Genomic DNA, 16,296 nt, shown 5'->3' with positions numbered 1-16,296 from the left:
AGCGTTCGTCCTGAGCCAGGATCAAACTCTCCGTGAATGTCTTCACGAGAGCGGCACCATCGGGAGGAATAATCCCGACGTGCCCAGCGTCCTCGCTGTGTTTTTCTACAAAGGAACCTCGTCCGAGATGGACGGGGTATCAACATATCTGGCGTTGACTTTTGGCACGCTGTTGAGTTCTCAAGGAACGGAAGCTTCCTTCGAGACCGTTTCACCGGCCCCTCCGGGCTTTCCCTTCGTTGTCTCCAGCTTAGCAGATCCGATTTCCTTCTCTGCCACCCTCTGGAGGGGGTTTCGCCGTCCGGCTTTCGCTTTTCGGCTTTTCCGACTCTATCAGACCGTTTCCGGGCTGATCCCCAGTCAGCGGGGCTTGTCCTCGCGGCTGTTGGGCCGTTCCGACTGGTGAAACATTAGCGGACCGGTGGCGCCCGATGCCAATCGAGCAATTCCTTCGATCCTCATTCCGGAAAACGCACACGCGAACGAGACGACACGAGGCCGTTCGTCGAGATAGGTCTTGCGGGATGGCTGCCCGGGGCCGGCCGGAGCCGGTGTTCACCGGCGGGCAACTCGGAGAACATTACGGATGCCCCGTACCGCTGTCAAACCGGGGCAGCCGGGTCAGTCCAGGTCCTTCAGGCGGCCGCCGGCGTCGGGCTGGTCGGCCTCGACGCGGCGCAGCAGCCGGGTCAGCAGGTCGCCGAGGACGTTGCGTTCGTCGGGGGCGAGGTCCTGGAGGAGGTCCGCCTCGAAGGCGGAGGCCATGCGCATCGTCTCCAGCCACTTGCTGCGGCCGAGGTCGGTGAGCTCGACGATGACGCGGACGCGGTTGCGCTCGTCGCGCTCCCGGGTCACCAGGCCCTCCGAGACCATGCGGTCGATGCGGTGGGTCATGGCGGCCGGGGTCAGACCGAGTCGCTTGGCGAGGTCGCCCGGACCGAGCCGGTACGGACGGCCCACGACCACGAGGGCCTTGAGGACCTCCCACTCCGCGCTGGTGATGCCCACCGCCGACAGGTGCCGGCTGTAGCCCACGTTCATACGGCGGTTGAGCCTGCCCAGCGCCGTGACGATCTTCTCGACCTGGGGATCCACCTCGGGGTATTCGCGCTGGTAGATCGCGATCTGCTCGTCGAGGTCCAGCTCCTGCGGAGTACCGGCGGAACCGTCGGATGCGCTCGTCATGGCAGGAGTGTCCCACGAAACTCGTTGGTCCTAAAGACTTCTGGCATGTACTGTTTAGCTTCGAAGTTTAAAGTTGAAGTCTTCATGTTCGAGAACTACTGACCTAAGGGGTGAGTGTGACCACCGCGATGGGCGCCGCGCTGCGCCGGATCCAGCTGGGCAACGCGCTGAGCGCGTTCGGCAACGGCTTCACCGTCCCGTTCCTGTTCGTCTATGTGGCGCAGGTGCGGGATCTGGGAGCGGGCACGGCTGGTGTCGTACTGTCCGCGTTCGCCGTCGCCGCGCTCGCCGTGCTGCCGTTCACCGGTCGGACGATCGACCGGAGCGGGCCGCTGTCCGTGCTGCTGGCCGGTGCGTTCGCGGCGGCGGTGGGCTCCATGGGCTTCGGGCTCGCGTCGAGCGCGCCCCTGGTGATCGCCGCGTCCGCGGTGATGGGCGCCGGTATCGCCGTGATGCAGCCGGCGCTGGCCACGCTCATCGTGTGGTGCTCCACGCCGAGGACGCGGTCGCGGGCCTTCGCGACGCAGTTCTTCCTGAGCAATCTCGGGCTGGGGGTCGGCGGTCTGCTGGGCGGGCTGCTGGTCGACACCTCTCGTCCGGACTCCTTCACGCTGTTGTTCTCGATCGAGGCCGCGATGTTCGTCGTCCTCGGTGTCGTCGCGGCCTCCGTACGGCTGCCGAAGGCGGCGCGCATGGAGACGGCGCCGTCGGACAAGGCCGCCGGAGGCTGGCGGGCGCTGCTCGCCGACCGGGCGATGGTGCAGCTGTGTGTGCTGGGCGGGGTGCTGTTCTTCGCCTGCTACGGGCAGTTCGAGTCCGGGCTCTCGGCGTACGCGGTCGAGGTGACCAAGGTGTCGCCGGCGACGCTGGGCCTCGCCCTCGCGGCGAACACCGCGGCGATCGTGGTGGCGCAGTTCGCCGTCCTGCGGTCCGTGGAGCGGCGGCGGCGCAGCCGGGTGATCGCGGCGGTCGGTCTGCTGTGGGCCGTGGCGTGGCTGGTCGCCGGGCTGTCCGGGCTGACGGGCTCCGCGCACGGGGTCGCGACGGCGATGCTGATCGCGACCTACGCGCTGTTCGGGCTCGGCGAGGCGATGCTGTCGCCGACGGTCGCGCCGCTGGTGGCGGACATGGCGCCGGAGCGGATGGTCGGCCAGTACAACTCGGCGTTCGCGCTGGTGAAACAGCTGGCGCTGGCCGTGGGGCCGGCGGTCGGCGGGCTGATGGCGGGCAGCGGACGGTACGCCGAGTACATCGTGATGCTGGTCGCCTGCTCCCTGGCGGTCAGCGTGCTCTCTGTGCGGCTCGGCCGTCGCCTCACGGTCGGGCAGGACGCGCCGATGCGGGAGCCCGTGCTGGCGGCGTGATCCCCGGTCAGTTGGGGAGCGCGAACTCGCACCACACCGCCTTGCCTCCGCCGGGGGTCCGCCGGGATCCCCAGGCGGAGGCGATGGTGGCGATGATGGAGATGCCACGGCCGGCCTCGTCGGCCGGTTCGGCGCGGCGGCGGCGCGGCAGGTGGTCGTCGCCGTCGGTGACCTCGATGATCAGGCGCCGGTCGGTACGCCGCAGTCGCAGCCGCATGGGCGGGACGCCGTGCTGGAGCGAGTTGGCGACCAGTTCGCTGGCGGCGAGGACCCCGAGGTCGACGAGTTCGACGGGGAAGCGCCAGGAGGTCAGCACACCCTGGGCGAAGGCGCGGGCGCGAGGGGCCGCTTCGATGCCGCCGAGCAGTTCCAGGGACGCGTTGCGGAACAGCTCGGAGTCGTTGCCCTCGTGCTGCGGGTACTGCATGACGAGCACGGCGACGTCGTCGGCGTGCTCGGAGGTCACGCCGAGGGCGCGCAGCAGGCGGTCGCAGATGACCTGGGGGCTGCCGGTGGCGCCGGCGACGGCGTTCATCAGGGCCGACACGCCCTCGTCGATGTCCTCACCTCGGCGCTCGATGAGGCCGTCGGTGTAGAGCACGGCGGTGGCGCCCGGCCCGAGGGGGATGGAGCCGGAGGTGTGGACCCAGCCGCCGGTGCCGAGCGGCGGTCCGGTGGGCTCGTCGGCGCGGCGGACGGTGCCGTCGGCGTCGCGTACGACGATCGGCAGGTGGCCGGCGGAGGCGTAGGACAGCCGTCCCTCGCTGGGGTCGTGGACGGCGTAGACGCAGGTGGCGATCTGGGTGGCGTCGATCTCGGCGGCGAGGCCGTCGAGGAGCTGGATGACCTCGTGCGGGGGCAGGTCGAGGCGGGCGTAGGCGCGGACCGCGGTGCGGAGCTGGCCCATGACCGCGGCGGCGCGCACGCCGCGGCCCATGACGTCGCCGATGACGAGGGCGGTGCGGCCGGCGCCCAGGGTGATGACGTCGTACCAGTCGCCGCCGACGGCGGCGTCGGTGCCGCCGGGCTGGTAGGTGGCGGCGACGCGCAGGTCGTCGGGTTGTTCGAGTTCCTGGGGGAGCAGGCTGCGCTGGAGGGTGACGGCGGTCGCGTGGAGGCGGCGCTCGCTCTCGCGGAGGCGTTCGGCGGACTGGACCTGGTCGGTGACGTCGGTGGCGAAGACCAGGACGCCGCCGGTGTCGCCGGCGTCCTTCACCGGAACGGGGCTGCAGGTGAGGGTGAAGTAACCCTGCCGGGTGGCGGTGGCGACCTTGCGGGCCTTGACGGTGCGGGGCTTGCCGCTGCGGAAGACCTGGTCCATCAGGGGGAGCAGGCCGAGTTCGGCGAGCTCGGGGAGGGACTCGCGGGCGGGCTCTCCCGGGGTGCGGGTGCCGAAGACCTCGCTCCACGCCTCGTTGACGTACCCGAGGTGGTGGGTGGGCCCGTGCGTGACCGCGATGAGGGCGGGCAGCCGGCCCAGCACCTCGCGTACGGGGAGCGCGTCGAGGGTGTGCGCCGGCGCGTCGGGGTGCTCGGCGGCCTCGCCGCGCGCCGCGGGTACCGCTCCGCCGGACGGGGGTTCGGCACCGGTGGCCGCCGCCTGGGCATTGCGTCGCTGTGTTCCGGGGAGCCGGGCGCTCCAACGCGTGAGGTTCAAACGTCCGATTCCTCGTATTTGTCACTCTTTGCAGGTGCTGGCGCACGCTTGGTCACGGGTCCAGTGTGGCCGACCCACCGCTCCGGGGGAATCGGCCACCGCATCCGCACTGGCGGTCAGGGCGCGTCGGGCTTGCGACCGGTCTCCGCGGCGAGCTCGAACTCGGCGCGCGGGTTCTCCAGCGAGCCGAGCGAGACGATCTCCCGTTTGAAGAGCCCGGACAGGACCCATTCGGCCAGGATCCGCGCCTTGCGGTTGAAGGTGGGCATCCGGCTGAGGTGGTACGCGCGGTGCATGAACCAGGCGGGGTAGCCCTTGAGTTTCCGCCCGTAGACCTGCGCCACGCCCTTGTGGAGCCCGAGCGAGGCGACCGAGCCCGCGTAGGCGTGACGGTAGTCGGTCAGGGGCTCGCCGCGCAGGCTCGCGACGATGTTGTCGGCCAGGACGCGCGCCTGGCGCAGGGCGTGCTGGGCGTTGGGCGCGCAGACCGCGCCGGGGTCGCCGGAGGTGAGGTCCGGGACGGCGGCGGCGTCGCCCGCGGCCCAGGCGCCCTCGGTGCCGGCGATCCGCAGGTCCGCGGTGCACGCGATCCGGCCACGGCCGCCCAGCGGCAGATCGGTGCGGGAGAGCACGGGGTGCGGTTTGACGCCGGCCGTCCACACCAGGGTGCGGGTGGGCACGCGGGAGCCGTCGTCCAGGACGGCGACGCGGTTCTCGCAGGACTCCAGCCGGGTGTTCAGGCGGATGTCGACGTTGCGGCCGCGCAGCTCGCGGACGGCGTACCGGCCCATCTTCTCGCCGACCTCGGGGAGGATGCGGTCGGTGGCCTCGACCAGGATCCATCTCAGGTCGCCGGCCTCGACGTTGTGGTAGTACCGCACGGCGTAACGCGCCATGTCCTCCAGCTCGCCGAGTGCCTCCACGCCCGCGTAGCCGCCGCCGACGAAGACGAAGGTCAGGGCCGCGTCGCGGACCTCGACGTCCCGGGTGGAGGAGGCGATGTCGAGCTGCTCCAGGACATGGTTGCGCAGCCCGATGGCCTCCTCGACGGTCTTGAAGCCGATGCCGTGCTCGGCGAGGCCGGGGATGGGCAGGGTGCGGGAGACGGAGCCCGGTGCCAGCACCAGGTGGTCGTACCGGAGCTCCAGGGCGAGGGAGCCCTCCTCCTCGGTGGCGAGGGTGGTGAGCGTGGCGACCCGCTTGCCGTGGTCGATGCGCCGGGCCTCGCCGATGACCAGCGTGCAGCGGTCCAGGACGCGGCGCAGGGGCACCACGACGTGGCGGGGCGAGATGGAGCCCGCGGCCGCCTCGGGCAGGAAAGGCTGGTAGGTCATGTAGGGCTGCGGTTCGACCACGACGATTTCCGCTTCGCCGTGTTTCAGTCTGCGTTGCAGCCGCAAAGCGGTGTACATGCCCACATAACCGCCGCCGACGACGAGGATGCGCGGGATACCGGATTCTTCTGCCGCGCCGGACGGCCCCTTGAGTGCTGCCATCGTTCCATGAGGCAATGGGCCATCGGGGTTTGTCCACAGGGCGGACGGCAATGAATGGCCGAATCCTGTTCTCCGGCAGGTCACGGGCGGGTTGCTGACCGGTGTGAAGTGCCGGGAAGGGGAATCGGCGGCCGGGGTACTCCGATCGTGCGTGGGTTCCCCCTTCATTCTTGACCGGGGCTCAACTATGTTCGTATCCCACCGGGATGCCCGCGCGGCGCAGTCCGCCGCCTTCCGGCGATCATGGGGTGGGGAGTCTCCGGGGGGAGACGCGATTAACCGGGGGATACACATATGCATATTCAGGATCCGCAATGGGCGACGACCGCGACCGTCAGCGGCCATCCCGATCCGGACGTGCGCGGTGGCGGCGGGGGCCGTACGTCCCCGCTGCGTGTGGACGCGCAGCGCAACCTCGAGCACGTCCTGCGGGCCGCGCGCGAGGTCTTCGGTGAGCTGGGGTACGGCGCGCCGATGGAGGACGTGGCCCGGCGGGCCCGCGTGGGCGTCGGCACCGTCTACCGGCGCTTCCCCAGCAAGGACGTCCTGGTGCGGCGCATAGCCGAGGAGGAGACGGCACGGCTGACGGAGCAGGCGCGCTCGGCCCTGGGCCAGGAGGAGGAGGCCTGGTCGGCGCTGTCCCGCTTCCTGCGGACGTCGGTGGCCTCCGGCGCCGGGCGGCTGCTGCCGCCGCAGGTGCTGCAGGTGGAGCCGGCCGGTGCGGCCGACGGGACGCGGGTGCCGCAGCAGCGCGGCGGGGCCGACGACTTCACGTCGGGCGCCGGGATAGCCGCCCTCCTGGACGTCGTCGGGCAGCTGGTGGAGCGGGCGCGGGCGGCCGGTGAGCTGCGGGCGGACGTGTCGGTGGCCGACGTGCTGCTGGTGATCGCCACCGCGGCGCCGTCGCTTCCGGACCCGGCCCAGCAGGCCGCCGCCTCGGCCCGGTTGCTGGACATCCTGCTGGAGGGACTGCGGTCCCGTCCGGGGGCGTGAGGCTGACCCGTTCGGGTGATGAGCCGCTTCCGGGGGGTGAAACTCCCCGGACGGGTGGTTCTGATGCTTGACAGGTCGTCGGACGGTAAGGGTGTGCCACTCTTACGCCCGTGGATGAAGGAAACGGGGAGTCCGGTCCGCCCGCGGAGGCCGGGGCGGACTCCGGTGGGGGTCCGCCGTCCGGCCGGGTGCCCGAGCAGCGGGAGCCGCTCGCGGAGCGTCTCCCCGAGGCCGCGGACGCCCCCGGGGCGCAGCTGTCCGACGCCGACCTGGTCGCCCGGGTGCGCGGCGGCGACGACAGCGCGTACGAGGAGCTGTACCGGCGGCACGTGGCGGCCGTGCGGCGGTACGCGCGCGGCTGCTGCCGTGACCGGCACACCGCCGAGGACCTGACCGGCGAGGTCTTCGCCCGCACGCTGCAGGCGATCCGCGGCGGCAGCGGTCCGGACGCGGCCGTGCGTGCCTACCTGCTCACGACGGTGCGGCGGGTGGCCGCGTCCTGGGGCAGCACGGCCAAGCGGGAGCAACTGGTCGACGACTTCGCGGTGTTCGCGGTCACCTCGGCCGGGGCCGCGGCGGTCCAGGGCACCCAGGACCTGGGCGCGGACGTGCGCGCCATGCACGAGGCCGAACGCTCCCTGGCCATCCAGGCCTTCCGCACCCTGCCCGAGCGCTGGCAGGCGGTGCTGTGGCACACCGCGGTCGAGGAGGAGTCCCCCAGCAAGGTCGCGCCGTTGCTGGGGCTGACGGCCAACGCCACAGCCGTTCTGGCGCACCGGGCGCGCGAGGGACTGCGCCAGGCGTACCTGCAGGCGCATGTCTCGTCCACGCTGACCGCCGAGGGGTCCTGCGCCCGCTACGCGGACCGGCTCGGCGCGCACGCCCGCGGCGGTCTGCGGATGCGGGCCGACCGGGAGCTGCGCAAGCACCTGGAGGAGTGTGCCAACTGCCGCCTGGCGGCGGCGGAGCTGGCGGACGTGAACGCGGCGCTCAAGGGGCTGCTGCCGGTCGCGGTCGTCGGCTGGTTCGGCGCCGCGTACGCGGCGAAGGCGGCGGGCATCGCCGCGGGCGGCGCGGCGGCAGGTGCCGGTGCCGGCGCGGCGGCCGGCGCCGCTTCGGGCGGCTCGGGCGGTGGCGCGGCCGCCGCGCCGGTGAAGATCTCCGTCGCCGCGGGGCTCGCGCTCGCGGCGGCCGGTGCCGTGGTGGCGATCGCCCTGACCGGGGACGACAGCACGCCCCGGCCGCAGGCGCAGAGCAAGCCCTCGGCCGCGCCGGTCGTACCGGCGCCGGCGCCCACGCCCACCCGCTCGCCGTCGCGGCCCTCCCCCGCGCCGAGCCCGCCGCCGTCCGTCCGGGCCCCCGTCGCCGCCACGCCGACGCCGGCGCCTGCGGCGCGTCCTGTCGACGAGCCGGCGCCCACGCCCAGTGAGCCGCCGGCCGCGACCCCCAGCCGTACCCCGCAGCCCACGCCCACCCCCACGCCGACCCCGGTGCCCGATCCGGTGGTGCACCGGCTGAGCAACCTCGGCTACGGCGCCGCCGGCCGCTCGGACCGGCCCACGCTCCGGCTCGGCGACTGGGTCTGGCAGCGCTGGGGCCTTCGCATCGGCGGAACGCGCCACCCCGACGGCGTCACCGTCGGCGCGCCGTCCACCGTCACCATCGACCTCAACCGCTCCTGCACCGCCTTCGACGCGGTCGTCGGCATCGACGACATCGCGCTGGGCCTCGGCGCGGCGCGCTTCTCGGTCCACGGCGACCACGGGCAGCTCTGGCGCTCGGAGGTGCTGCGCGGCGGTGACCCGGGAGTGCCGGTGCACGTGCCGATCGCCGGCAACAGCACCATCCGGCTGAAGGTCGAACCGACGCGCAGGCTGCACCTGGCGAACGTCGCGGACTGGGCGGTGGCGCGGATCACCTGCGACTGAGCCGTGCCGCCGCGCCCCGCCGGTTCAGCCGGCGGGGACCTCGCACGCGCCGTCGTTGCAGGAGTCGGCCGCGGGGGCGGCCGGTACGGTGCCGGTCTCCTGGGCGACCTGCTCCAGCACGCGCAGGAAGGTCGAGGACTCCTGGCCGCCCTGGACGGCCCACTTGCCCTCGAAGACGAAGGTCGGGACGGCGTTCACACCGATGCCGCGGGCGTCGTCGATCTCGGCGAGCACCTCCGCGCGGCCCTCGTCGGAGGCGAGGAAGGCGGCGGCGCGGTCGCGGTCCAGTCCGGCCTCGGCGGCGAGCGCGGCCAGGGTGTCGCGGTCGCCTACGTCGGCGCCCTCGGCGAAGTGCGCCACGAGCAGCCGGTCCTTGAGCGCGGCCTGCTCCTTGGCGCCGTACGCGTTCAGGGCGTGCCAGAGCAGGCGGTGCGCGAGCAGGGTGTTGTTCTCGATGGCGCGGTCGAAGTCGAAGGCCAGACCCTCTGCGCGGCCGAGCTCCTCCAGGCGGGCGTCCATCGCCGCGGACTGCGGGCCGTAGCGCGCGTCGAGGTAGGCCCGATGGGACTCGGGGGTCTCCGACTTGTCGGGGGCGAGCTGGAAGGGGCGGTAGACCACCTCGACCTGGTCGGCCTGCGGGAAGGCGGCAAGAGCCCGCTCGAAGCGGCGCTTGCCGACGTAGCACCAGGGGCAGGCGATGTCGCTGTAGATCTCGACCTTCATGCTCTCTCCGTCACCCGAAATCAGCGGTTGAATCCTCAAAGATGCAACGAGGGGGCCGTCCCAGGCCATTCCCCTGCCATTCCCCGGCGCCGGTCTCCCGCGCCGGTCTCCCGTGCGGTCAGGCGGTGGCCTCGGCCAGCAGCGCGTGGGCGCCCTCGCCGCCCAGTTCGCGGCCGGCGGCGCGGGCCCGCTCGTAGGGGCCGTCCCCGAGCGCCGCGCGGGCCAGTGCCTCCGCGGCGCGCATCCCCTCCTCCTCCGGGACCGGGCGCGGCAGACCCGCCCGCAGCCCGTCGGCCGCGCCGTGCAGCCGGGCTGCCCGTACGGGATCGCCGAGGGCGACCAGCACCTCGGCGGCGTACTCGACCGCCGCCGCCAGACGCGGCTCGGCGCAGAAGCCGTCGAGCCCCGCGCGCAGTGCCACCGCGAACCCGGCCAGGGCGCCCGCCCTGTCGCCCTCGGCGGCGGCGACCCTGGCCGAGAGGCTCGCCACGAGCAGCTCGAAGTCCGGTGGCGGCGTGCCCATACGGCCCTCGCCGTGCGCGAGTTCGGCCAGCCTCCGGGCCTCCCGGAGCTCGCCGCGGCGCAGCAGGATCGTCGCCAGCAGCGCGCGGATGTAGGCGCGGGCGTCCCACACCCCGTACTGCTCGGTCTCCTCCGCGGCCTGGCGCAGCAGCTTCTCGGCGGCGTCGTCGTCGCCCTCCCGGTGGGCCAGTTCGCCGAGGCGGGCACGGACGAAGATGCCCTCCACGTGCGCGCCCAGCTCTCCGCCGAGCCGCAGCGCCTCCTCCAGATCCGCGCGGGCCGCCGCGTAGTCGCCGTACGCCAGCGCCATCTCGGCGCCGGCCTCGCAGACCTGGGCGCGCATCCAGCGGTCGCCGAGCCGCTCGCTGAGCCCCAGCAGCTCGGGCCAGTCGGCGGCGGCCCGCGGGAGCCCGCCGGGGAGGTCGATCGTGATGTGCGTACGGAACATCAGCGCGGCCGCGAGCTCCCACTCGCCGCCGTACGCACGGCACGCGGCCACCATGGCGTCCGCGTGGCCGCGGATCGCCTCGTGGCGGCCCACGACGAAGTCGGAGAACGGCCACAGGATGCCCGGGAAGCGGGTCGAGTGCGGGCTCGGCACGCTGTAGACCTCGATGACCCTCGACGCCAGCGCCAGCATCTGCGGGCTCTGCATCTCCTCGCGGGGCATGGTGTCGCTGATCACGAACAGATGCAGCAGCCGCAGGTTCATCCGCGGCCAGAAACCGGGGGCGCCCGGATCTCCCGGCAGGCCGGACAACGCGATGAGCCGGTCGAGCCACTCCCGCGCCTCGTCACGGAAGTTGCGCAGCCACCAGAACCAGCCCATGGCCAGGGCCAGGGCGATCGCCTCGTCCTCCTCCCCCGCGTCGATCGTCCGGCGCAGCACGGCCCGGACGTTGTCCAGGTCGGCCTCCACACGCGCCGCCCAGACCAGTTGGTCAGGGCCGCGCAGGCAGGAGTCGGCGGTGCTGGCGAAGTCCGCGAAGTACGCGGTGTGCCGGCGGCCCGCCTCCGCCAGGTCGGCGGGGTCGTCCGCGGCGCGCTCGGCGGCGTACTCGTGGATCGTCTCCAGCAGCCGGTAGCGCACCTCCTCCGCACCGTGGTCCACGACGACCAGGGACTTGTCGACGAGCTGGCCGACCAGCTCCAGCGCGTCCTCCCCGCACACGGCCTCCGCCGCCTGCAGCGTGCAGCCGCCGGCGAAGACGCTGAGCCGGCGCAGCGCCGTGCGCTCCGCGCCGCCGAGCAGGTCCCAGCTCCAGTCGACGACAGCGCGCAGCGTCTGCTGTCGGGGCAGCGCGGTGCGGCTGCCGCCGGTCAGCAGCCGGAAGCGGTCGTCGAGGCGGTCCGCGATCTGCCGCGGGGTGAGCACCCGCAGCCGGGCGGCGGCCAGTTCGATGGCGAGCGGCAGCCCGTCGAGGCGGCGGCAGATCTCGTCCACCGCCTCCGTGTGGTCGCGGTCGGCGTCGAAGCCGGGGCGCACGGCCGCCGCCCGCTCCACGAACAACCGGTGCGCGGTCGGCAGCGGCAGCGGCTCGACCGGGCGCACCGTCTCCCCGGGCAGGCCCAGCGGCTCCCGGCTCGTGGCGAGGACCGTCACCCCGGGGCAGACGGCGAGCAGTTGGTCGGTGAGCGTGGCCGCGGCGTCGATGACGTGCTCGCAGTTGTCGAGCACCAGCAGCATGCGGCGCTGCGCGCAGTGCTCCAGCAGCCGGGCGGCGGGGTCGGCCTCCTGGCCCGCGCTGCGCACCTCGCGGGCCGCGGCCAGCACGGCCGTGTCACGGCGCCCGATCGCGCTCAGCACGGCGTCCGGTACGGCGGCGGCACGGTCCAGCGGGGCGAACTCCGCCAGCCACACCCCGTCCGGGAAGGCGGAGGAACCGGTCACGGCGGCCGCGGCCTCCTGCGACAACCGGGTCTTGCCCGAGCCGCCGGGCCCAGTGAGCGTCACCAGGCGGTGCGTGCCGTCGGTCAGGCTCGCGCGCAGCGTGCCGAGTTCGGCCTCGCGGCCGACGAAACTGGTCAGGCGGGCCCGCAGGTTCCCCGTGCGGGGCGCGGTGGCGGAGGTGGGCGGCGCCGTTGCCGGTTCCGCGGCGAGCAGTTGCGCGTGCAGGGTGCGCAGTTCCGGCCCCGGGTCGGTGCCGAGGCGCTCGGCGAGGGCCAGGCGGGTGTCCTCGTATGCGGCCAGGGCGTCGGCGGGACGGCCCGTCGCGTGCAGCGCGCGTATCAACTGCGCCCGGAACGGCTCGTGCAGCGGATGCTCGGCGACCAGCCCGCGCAGTTGCGGCAGCAGTTCGGCGGCGCGGTCGAGTGCGAGGCACGCCTCGATGCGGCGGTACGTCGCGGACAGCCGCAGGTCCTCCGCCCGGGCGGCGGCCGAGCCCCGGTCCGGCAGGTCGGCCAGCGCGGGGCCGCGCCAGAGCGCGAGCGCGGTCTCCAGGGTCTCCGCGGCGCCGGCGGGGTCGCCGGAGTCGAGGGCGGCGCCGCCTTCGCGTACGAGGCGCTCGAAGAGGTGGAGGTCGACGTCGTCCGGGGTGTCCGTGAGCAGGCGGTAGCCGGCGGGGCCCGAGGCGATGGTGTCCGTGCCGCCGTCCGCGTCCCGGGGCCCGAGGGCGCGGCGCAGCCTCGACACGAGCGCCTGCAGCGCGCCGGGGGCGTCCTGGGGCGGCTCGTCGCCCTCGCCGCCCCACACCTCGGCGATCAGGGCGTCCGGGGACACCGCGTGCGGGGCGTGCAGCGCGAGGGCGGCCAGCAGGGCCCGCAGTCGCTTGCCGCTGCCCAGGGGCACGGGCGCGCCGCGGGGGCTGCGCGCCTCCGTGGCGCCGAGGATCAGGTACCGCACAGGGCCATTCTTACGGTGCGGGTCCCGCGGGGCGAAGCCGTTTCCTTGCGTGCGGCGCGGAGGCGGCAGTGGCCGACGCCCATGCACAGCCGCGAGGGGCCGGGAGAATCGCCTCCCGGCCCCTCGCATGTCAGGCGTCCGGTCAGAGCCAGCTGTTCCAGATGCCGTGCGCTGTCGTGTTCGCGAAGAACTGCCGATTGAAGACGGGAGAGGCACAGCTCACGGCCGCGGAGGCAGGCGCGGCGGCGGCCGTGAGCAGTCCGCCCGCCGCGGCCAGAACCAGGGCGGTGGCGGTGATACGTCTGGGCTTCATCGAGTCCTTCAGGCCTGTTCAACGACGGACGTCGATCAGACGTCGCCAAACGGTACCGACAAGAGCGTCGATTGGTTGTACGAACCTCGGCGGAGGTTCGTACAAGGCGCTTGGTGTCTTCCGGACCGAGGTGACGGCTCCCCCGGCCGAAGGCCAGGGGAGCACCCGTCCCTGCGCAGGGCACCGCCTAGCGGCGGGTACCGCCCTCGCGGTCCTCGTCCTCGTCGCGCGAACCGAGCAACTCGTCCGCGAGGGAGGGAAGGTCGTCCAGAGGGGTCTCCTCGGCCCAGGAGGGCCGCGGACGGGAGCGGCGCCCCTCCTCGGACACTGCGGGCATCTCCCGCGTGCGCTCGTTCTCCGGGTCCCGCGGCGCCGCCTTGGGCGCTTCCGGCCGGAAGATGCCGGGCGGCACACGGTCGGCGGAGGGGACGGCCGGCAGGACGGCAGTCTCGTCCGCCGCGCCGGGGGTGACCGGGGGCAGGACCGCCGTCTCCTCCACGTCGGCGGGGGCGGCGGGCGGGACCGTGCGCGGCGTCTGCTCGGGCTTCGTGAAGTCCGGGAAGCCCGGCGTGACCGACGGCAGGACCGCCGTCTCCTCGTCGACCGGAACCGCGCGCGGCACCGCGGTGTCCGCGTCGCCGGTCGACGCGGCCGACGGTGCCTGCGGGCGCGGAGTCTCGACGGTCTGCGTCGCGTCCTCCGCCTCGATGCGCGCCTGCTCGGCCCGCATCAGGGCCTCCTCGGCCTTGCGCTGGCGCTCCAGGCGGCGCTCCTCGGCCTCGGCGCGGAGACGGGCCTCCTCCTCGGCCTGGCGGCGCAGCCGTTCCTGCTCCTCGCGGCGGACGCGCTCCTCGGCCTCGCGACGGGCCCGCTCCTCCTCGGCCTGCCTGCGGGCCTCCTCGGCCTGACGGCGGGCCTCCTCCGCCGCGGCTTCCTCGGCCTGGCGGCGGGCCTCCTCCTCGGCGAGGCGGCGGCGTTCCTCCTCCTCCGCGCGGAGCTTCTCCAACTGCGCCTGGCGCTCGCGTTCGAGCCGCTCCTCCTCGGCCCGGCGGGCGGCCTCGGCCTCGGCGCGCAGGCGGGCCTCCTCCTCTGCCTGGCGGCGGGCCTCCTCGCGGGCCTCGATCTCCTTCTCCGACAGGGGGAGGATCTCGTCGAGACGGTGCCGTATCACCGTCGTGACGGCCTCCGGCTCCTGGGCCGCGTCGACGACCAGGTACCGGGCGGGGTCGGCCGCGGCGAGGGTGAGGAACCCGGTGCGCACGCGGTCGTGGAACTCCGCGGGCTCGGACTCCAGACGGTCGGGCGCCTCGGTGAAGCGCTCGCGCGCCGCCTCGGGGGTGACGTCGAGCAGGACGGTCAGGTGCGGGACGAGTCCGTCCGTCGCCCAGCGGGAGATGCGGGCGATCTCGGTCGGCGCGAGGTCGCGCCCGGCGCCCTGGTAGGCGACGGAGGAGTCGATGTAGCGGTCGGAGATGACGACCGCGCCGCGCTCCAGCGCGGGGCGTACGACGGTGTCGACGTGCTCGGCGCGGTCCGCGGCGTACAGCAGGGCCTCCGCGCGGTGGGACAGCCCGCCGCTGGAGACGTCGAGCAGGATCGAGCGGAGGCGCTTGCCGACCGCCGTGGCGCCCGGCTCGCGGGTGACGACGACCTCGTGCCCCTTGCCGCGGATCCATTCGGCGACGGCCTCGACCTGGGTGGACTTGCCGGCCCCGTCGCCGCCCTCGACGGCGATGAAGAAGCCGGTGGGCGTGGGCGCCTGCTCGGGGTCGCCTCCGCGCAGCGACTCGCGCAGGTCACGGCGCAGGGGGACACCCTGGCGGTCGTCGGTCTTGCCGAGGACGAGCGCGGCCACGGGCAGCAGCAGGGCGCCGACGAGCATGAGGGCGTACGCGGCGCCGCCGTGGTCGAAGGTGAAGTGACCGTTGACGACACGGTGAGGGCCGATGCCGCCGGCCAGCAGGGGGGCGCCCACGGCGCCGACCGCCATGAACAGGTGCGCGACCGCGTGCAGGTGGTCGGTGGCGCGGCCCCGGCGGGATTCCTCGGTCTCCTGGTCCACCAGGACGTGCCCGGTGTTGGCGGTGATTCCGGCCGCGACGCCGGCGAGCAGCGCCAGCAGCAGCACGGTCGTCGGGTCGGGCACGATGCCGGCCAGCAGCAGGGCCAGACCGGTGACGGCGATGGCGATGGCGAGCAGGCGCCGCCGGGACAGGCCCGGGAGGGTGCGCGGGGCGATCCGGATGCCGAGCACGGGTCCGCCGGTCAGGACCAGCACGAGCAGGCCGTAGCCGACCGGACCCCCGCCGAGGTCGGCGGCGTGCAGCACGGCGAGCGCCACGGCGGCGGCGATGGCACCGGCGACGGTGGCGGTGCCGAGCACGAGCAGCGGTACGGCGCCGGTGCGCCCTCGGTCGTTGCTGCGCAGGCCCTGCAGCGGGGAGTGCGGCGGGGTGGCCTGGTCGCCCGGCAACTGCAGCAGGTAGAGGACGGCGCCGGAGGCGGCGAACAGCCCGGCGGCGACGTAGGAGGCGAGCGCTGCCTGGTGCAGGCCGAACCAGTCGACGCCGAGGCCGATCAGGTTGCCGACGAGCGTGACGACGACGAGGCTCGCGGCGGCGATCGGGAAGGCGACGAACCCGGTGCGCCGGTCGAGGCGGCGCAGCGCGTCGAGGCGGTCGGGCAGCGGACGTACCGTTCCTGCGCCCGGCGCGGGCGCGGGCAGCAGACCGGGGGCGGCGCCGTCCTTGGCCACGCTCCACAGCCGCTCGGCCACTCCGGTGACGAAGACGGTGACCAGCAGCCAGACGACGGCATCGGCCGGCACCCAGTCGATCCACAGCGGGGCGACGATCAGCAGCCCGAGGCGCACGACGTCGGAGCCGATCATCGTCCACCGGCGGTCGAGCGCGCCCCCGGGCCCGGTGAGGGAGCCCAGCGGGCCGAGCAGTACGGCGCCGATGAGCAGTGCGGCGAGCAGGCGCGCCCCGAAGACGGCGGCGACGGCGAAGGCCGCCCCGCGGTACCCGCCGCCGAAGGACTGGGCGCCGACGGCGGCCTGCGCCGTCAGGACGACCAGGACCAGCAGGGCGAGGCGGTCGCCGACGGTGCCGGTCAGCTGGGCGCCCCACAGCTTGCGCAGGGGTGGGATCTTCAGGAGCGCCCCCACGGCTCGCTGCCGTGAGTCGGCCTCGAGTTCGTCGGCGAACGTGTCCGTTGGCTGCTCGGATCGCGTCATTCCGCCAGCCTATCGGGACACGGTGCCGTCCC

At 73.9% G+C, this 16,296-nt stretch carries 11 protein-coding genes; 4 read left to right on the top strand and 7 right to left on the bottom strand.

All coding sequences use genetic code 11. The annotated features are described in order from the left end of the window. On the top strand, positions 1-406 hold a 406-nt coding region (locus B085_RS47505; RefSeq protein ID WP_234018685.1), incomplete at its 5' end, for a hypothetical protein. Between the two features lie 215 nt (positions 407-621). Here B085_RS47505 and B085_RS0129490 read toward each other — a convergent pair. Continuing rightward, positions 622-1,185 carry a MarR family winged helix-turn-helix transcriptional regulator gene (locus B085_RS0129490; protein WP_018562205.1) on the bottom strand — a complete coding sequence of 188 codons (564 nt, stop codon included), beginning with the start codon at positions 1,183-1,185 and terminating at the stop codon, positions 622-624. 116 nt (positions 1,186-1,301) lie between these two features. On the opposite strand from B085_RS0129490, the gene B085_RS0129485 reads away from it, so the two are divergent. Further along, positions 1,302-2,549 (top strand): MFS transporter, encoded by a 1,248-nt coding sequence (locus tag B085_RS0129485; RefSeq protein WP_018562204.1) that lies wholly within the window; start codon positions 1,302-1,304, stop codon positions 2,547-2,549. A 7-nt stretch (positions 2,550-2,556) separates the two neighbouring features. On the opposite strand, the gene B085_RS0129480 is transcribed toward B085_RS0129485, so the two are convergent. Both B085_RS0129480 and B085_RS0129475 read right to left on the bottom strand, forming a co-directional pair. Then, a complete protein-coding gene (locus B085_RS0129480) occupies positions 2,557-4,206 on the bottom strand; it encodes an ATP-binding SpoIIE family protein phosphatase (protein ID WP_018562203.1) in 1,650 nt (549 codons plus the stop codon). A gap of 116 nt (positions 4,207-4,322) precedes the next feature. Further along, complete coding sequence (locus tag B085_RS0129475) at positions 4,323-5,702, bottom strand: NAD(P)/FAD-dependent oxidoreductase (protein ID WP_051102200.1); 1,380 nt, start codon at positions 5,700-5,702, stop codon at positions 4,323-4,325. A 294-nt stretch (positions 5,703-5,996) separates the two neighbouring features. Between B085_RS0129475 and B085_RS0129470 the strand changes: the two genes are divergently transcribed. After that, on the top strand, positions 5,997-6,695 hold the full coding sequence (locus tag B085_RS0129470; protein WP_026251572.1) for a TetR/AcrR family transcriptional regulator: 699 nt from the start codon (positions 5,997-5,999) through the stop codon (positions 6,693-6,695). 110 nt (positions 6,696-6,805) lie between these two features. Next, complete coding sequence (locus B085_RS0129465; RefSeq protein ID WP_106435061.1) at positions 6,806-8,623, top strand: sigma-70 family RNA polymerase sigma factor; 1,818 nt, start codon at positions 6,806-6,808, stop codon at positions 8,621-8,623. Between the two features lie 24 nt (positions 8,624-8,647). Here B085_RS0129465 and B085_RS44180 read toward each other — a convergent pair whose 3' ends face one another. The 4 genes from B085_RS44180 to tmk all read right to left on the bottom strand — a co-directional run bounded on the left by B085_RS44180 (position 8,648) and on the right by tmk (position 16,264). Next, complete coding sequence (locus tag B085_RS44180) at positions 8,648-9,346, bottom strand: DsbA family oxidoreductase (protein ID WP_018562199.1); 699 nt, start codon at positions 9,344-9,346, stop codon at positions 8,648-8,650. Positions 9,347-9,464: 118 nt separating this feature from the next. After that, entirely contained in the window at positions 9,465-12,713 is a 3,249-nt protein-coding gene (locus tag B085_RS0129455; RefSeq protein WP_018562198.1) for a BTAD domain-containing putative transcriptional regulator, read from the bottom strand. A 142-nt stretch (positions 12,714-12,855) separates the two neighbouring features. Further along, positions 12,856-13,026 carry a hypothetical protein gene (locus B085_RS48880; RefSeq protein ID WP_018562197.1) on the bottom strand — a complete coding sequence of 57 codons (171 nt, stop codon included), beginning with the start codon at positions 13,024-13,026 and terminating at the stop codon, positions 12,856-12,858. A 187-nt stretch (positions 13,027-13,213) separates the two neighbouring features. Next, complete coding sequence (gene tmk, locus B085_RS0129445) at positions 13,214-16,264, bottom strand: dTMP kinase (RefSeq protein ID WP_018562196.1); 3,051 nt, start codon at positions 16,262-16,264, stop codon at positions 13,214-13,216. Between the last annotated feature and the right edge of the window lie 32 nt (positions 16,265-16,296).

This window comes from Streptomyces sp. BoleA5 (assembly GCF_000373665.1).
Classification (GTDB): Bacteria; Actinomycetota; Actinomycetes; order Streptomycetales; family Streptomycetaceae; genus Actinacidiphila.
Note: the sequence above shows the minus strand (reverse complement) of the source record. Positions and strands in the feature narration are given on the sequence as shown.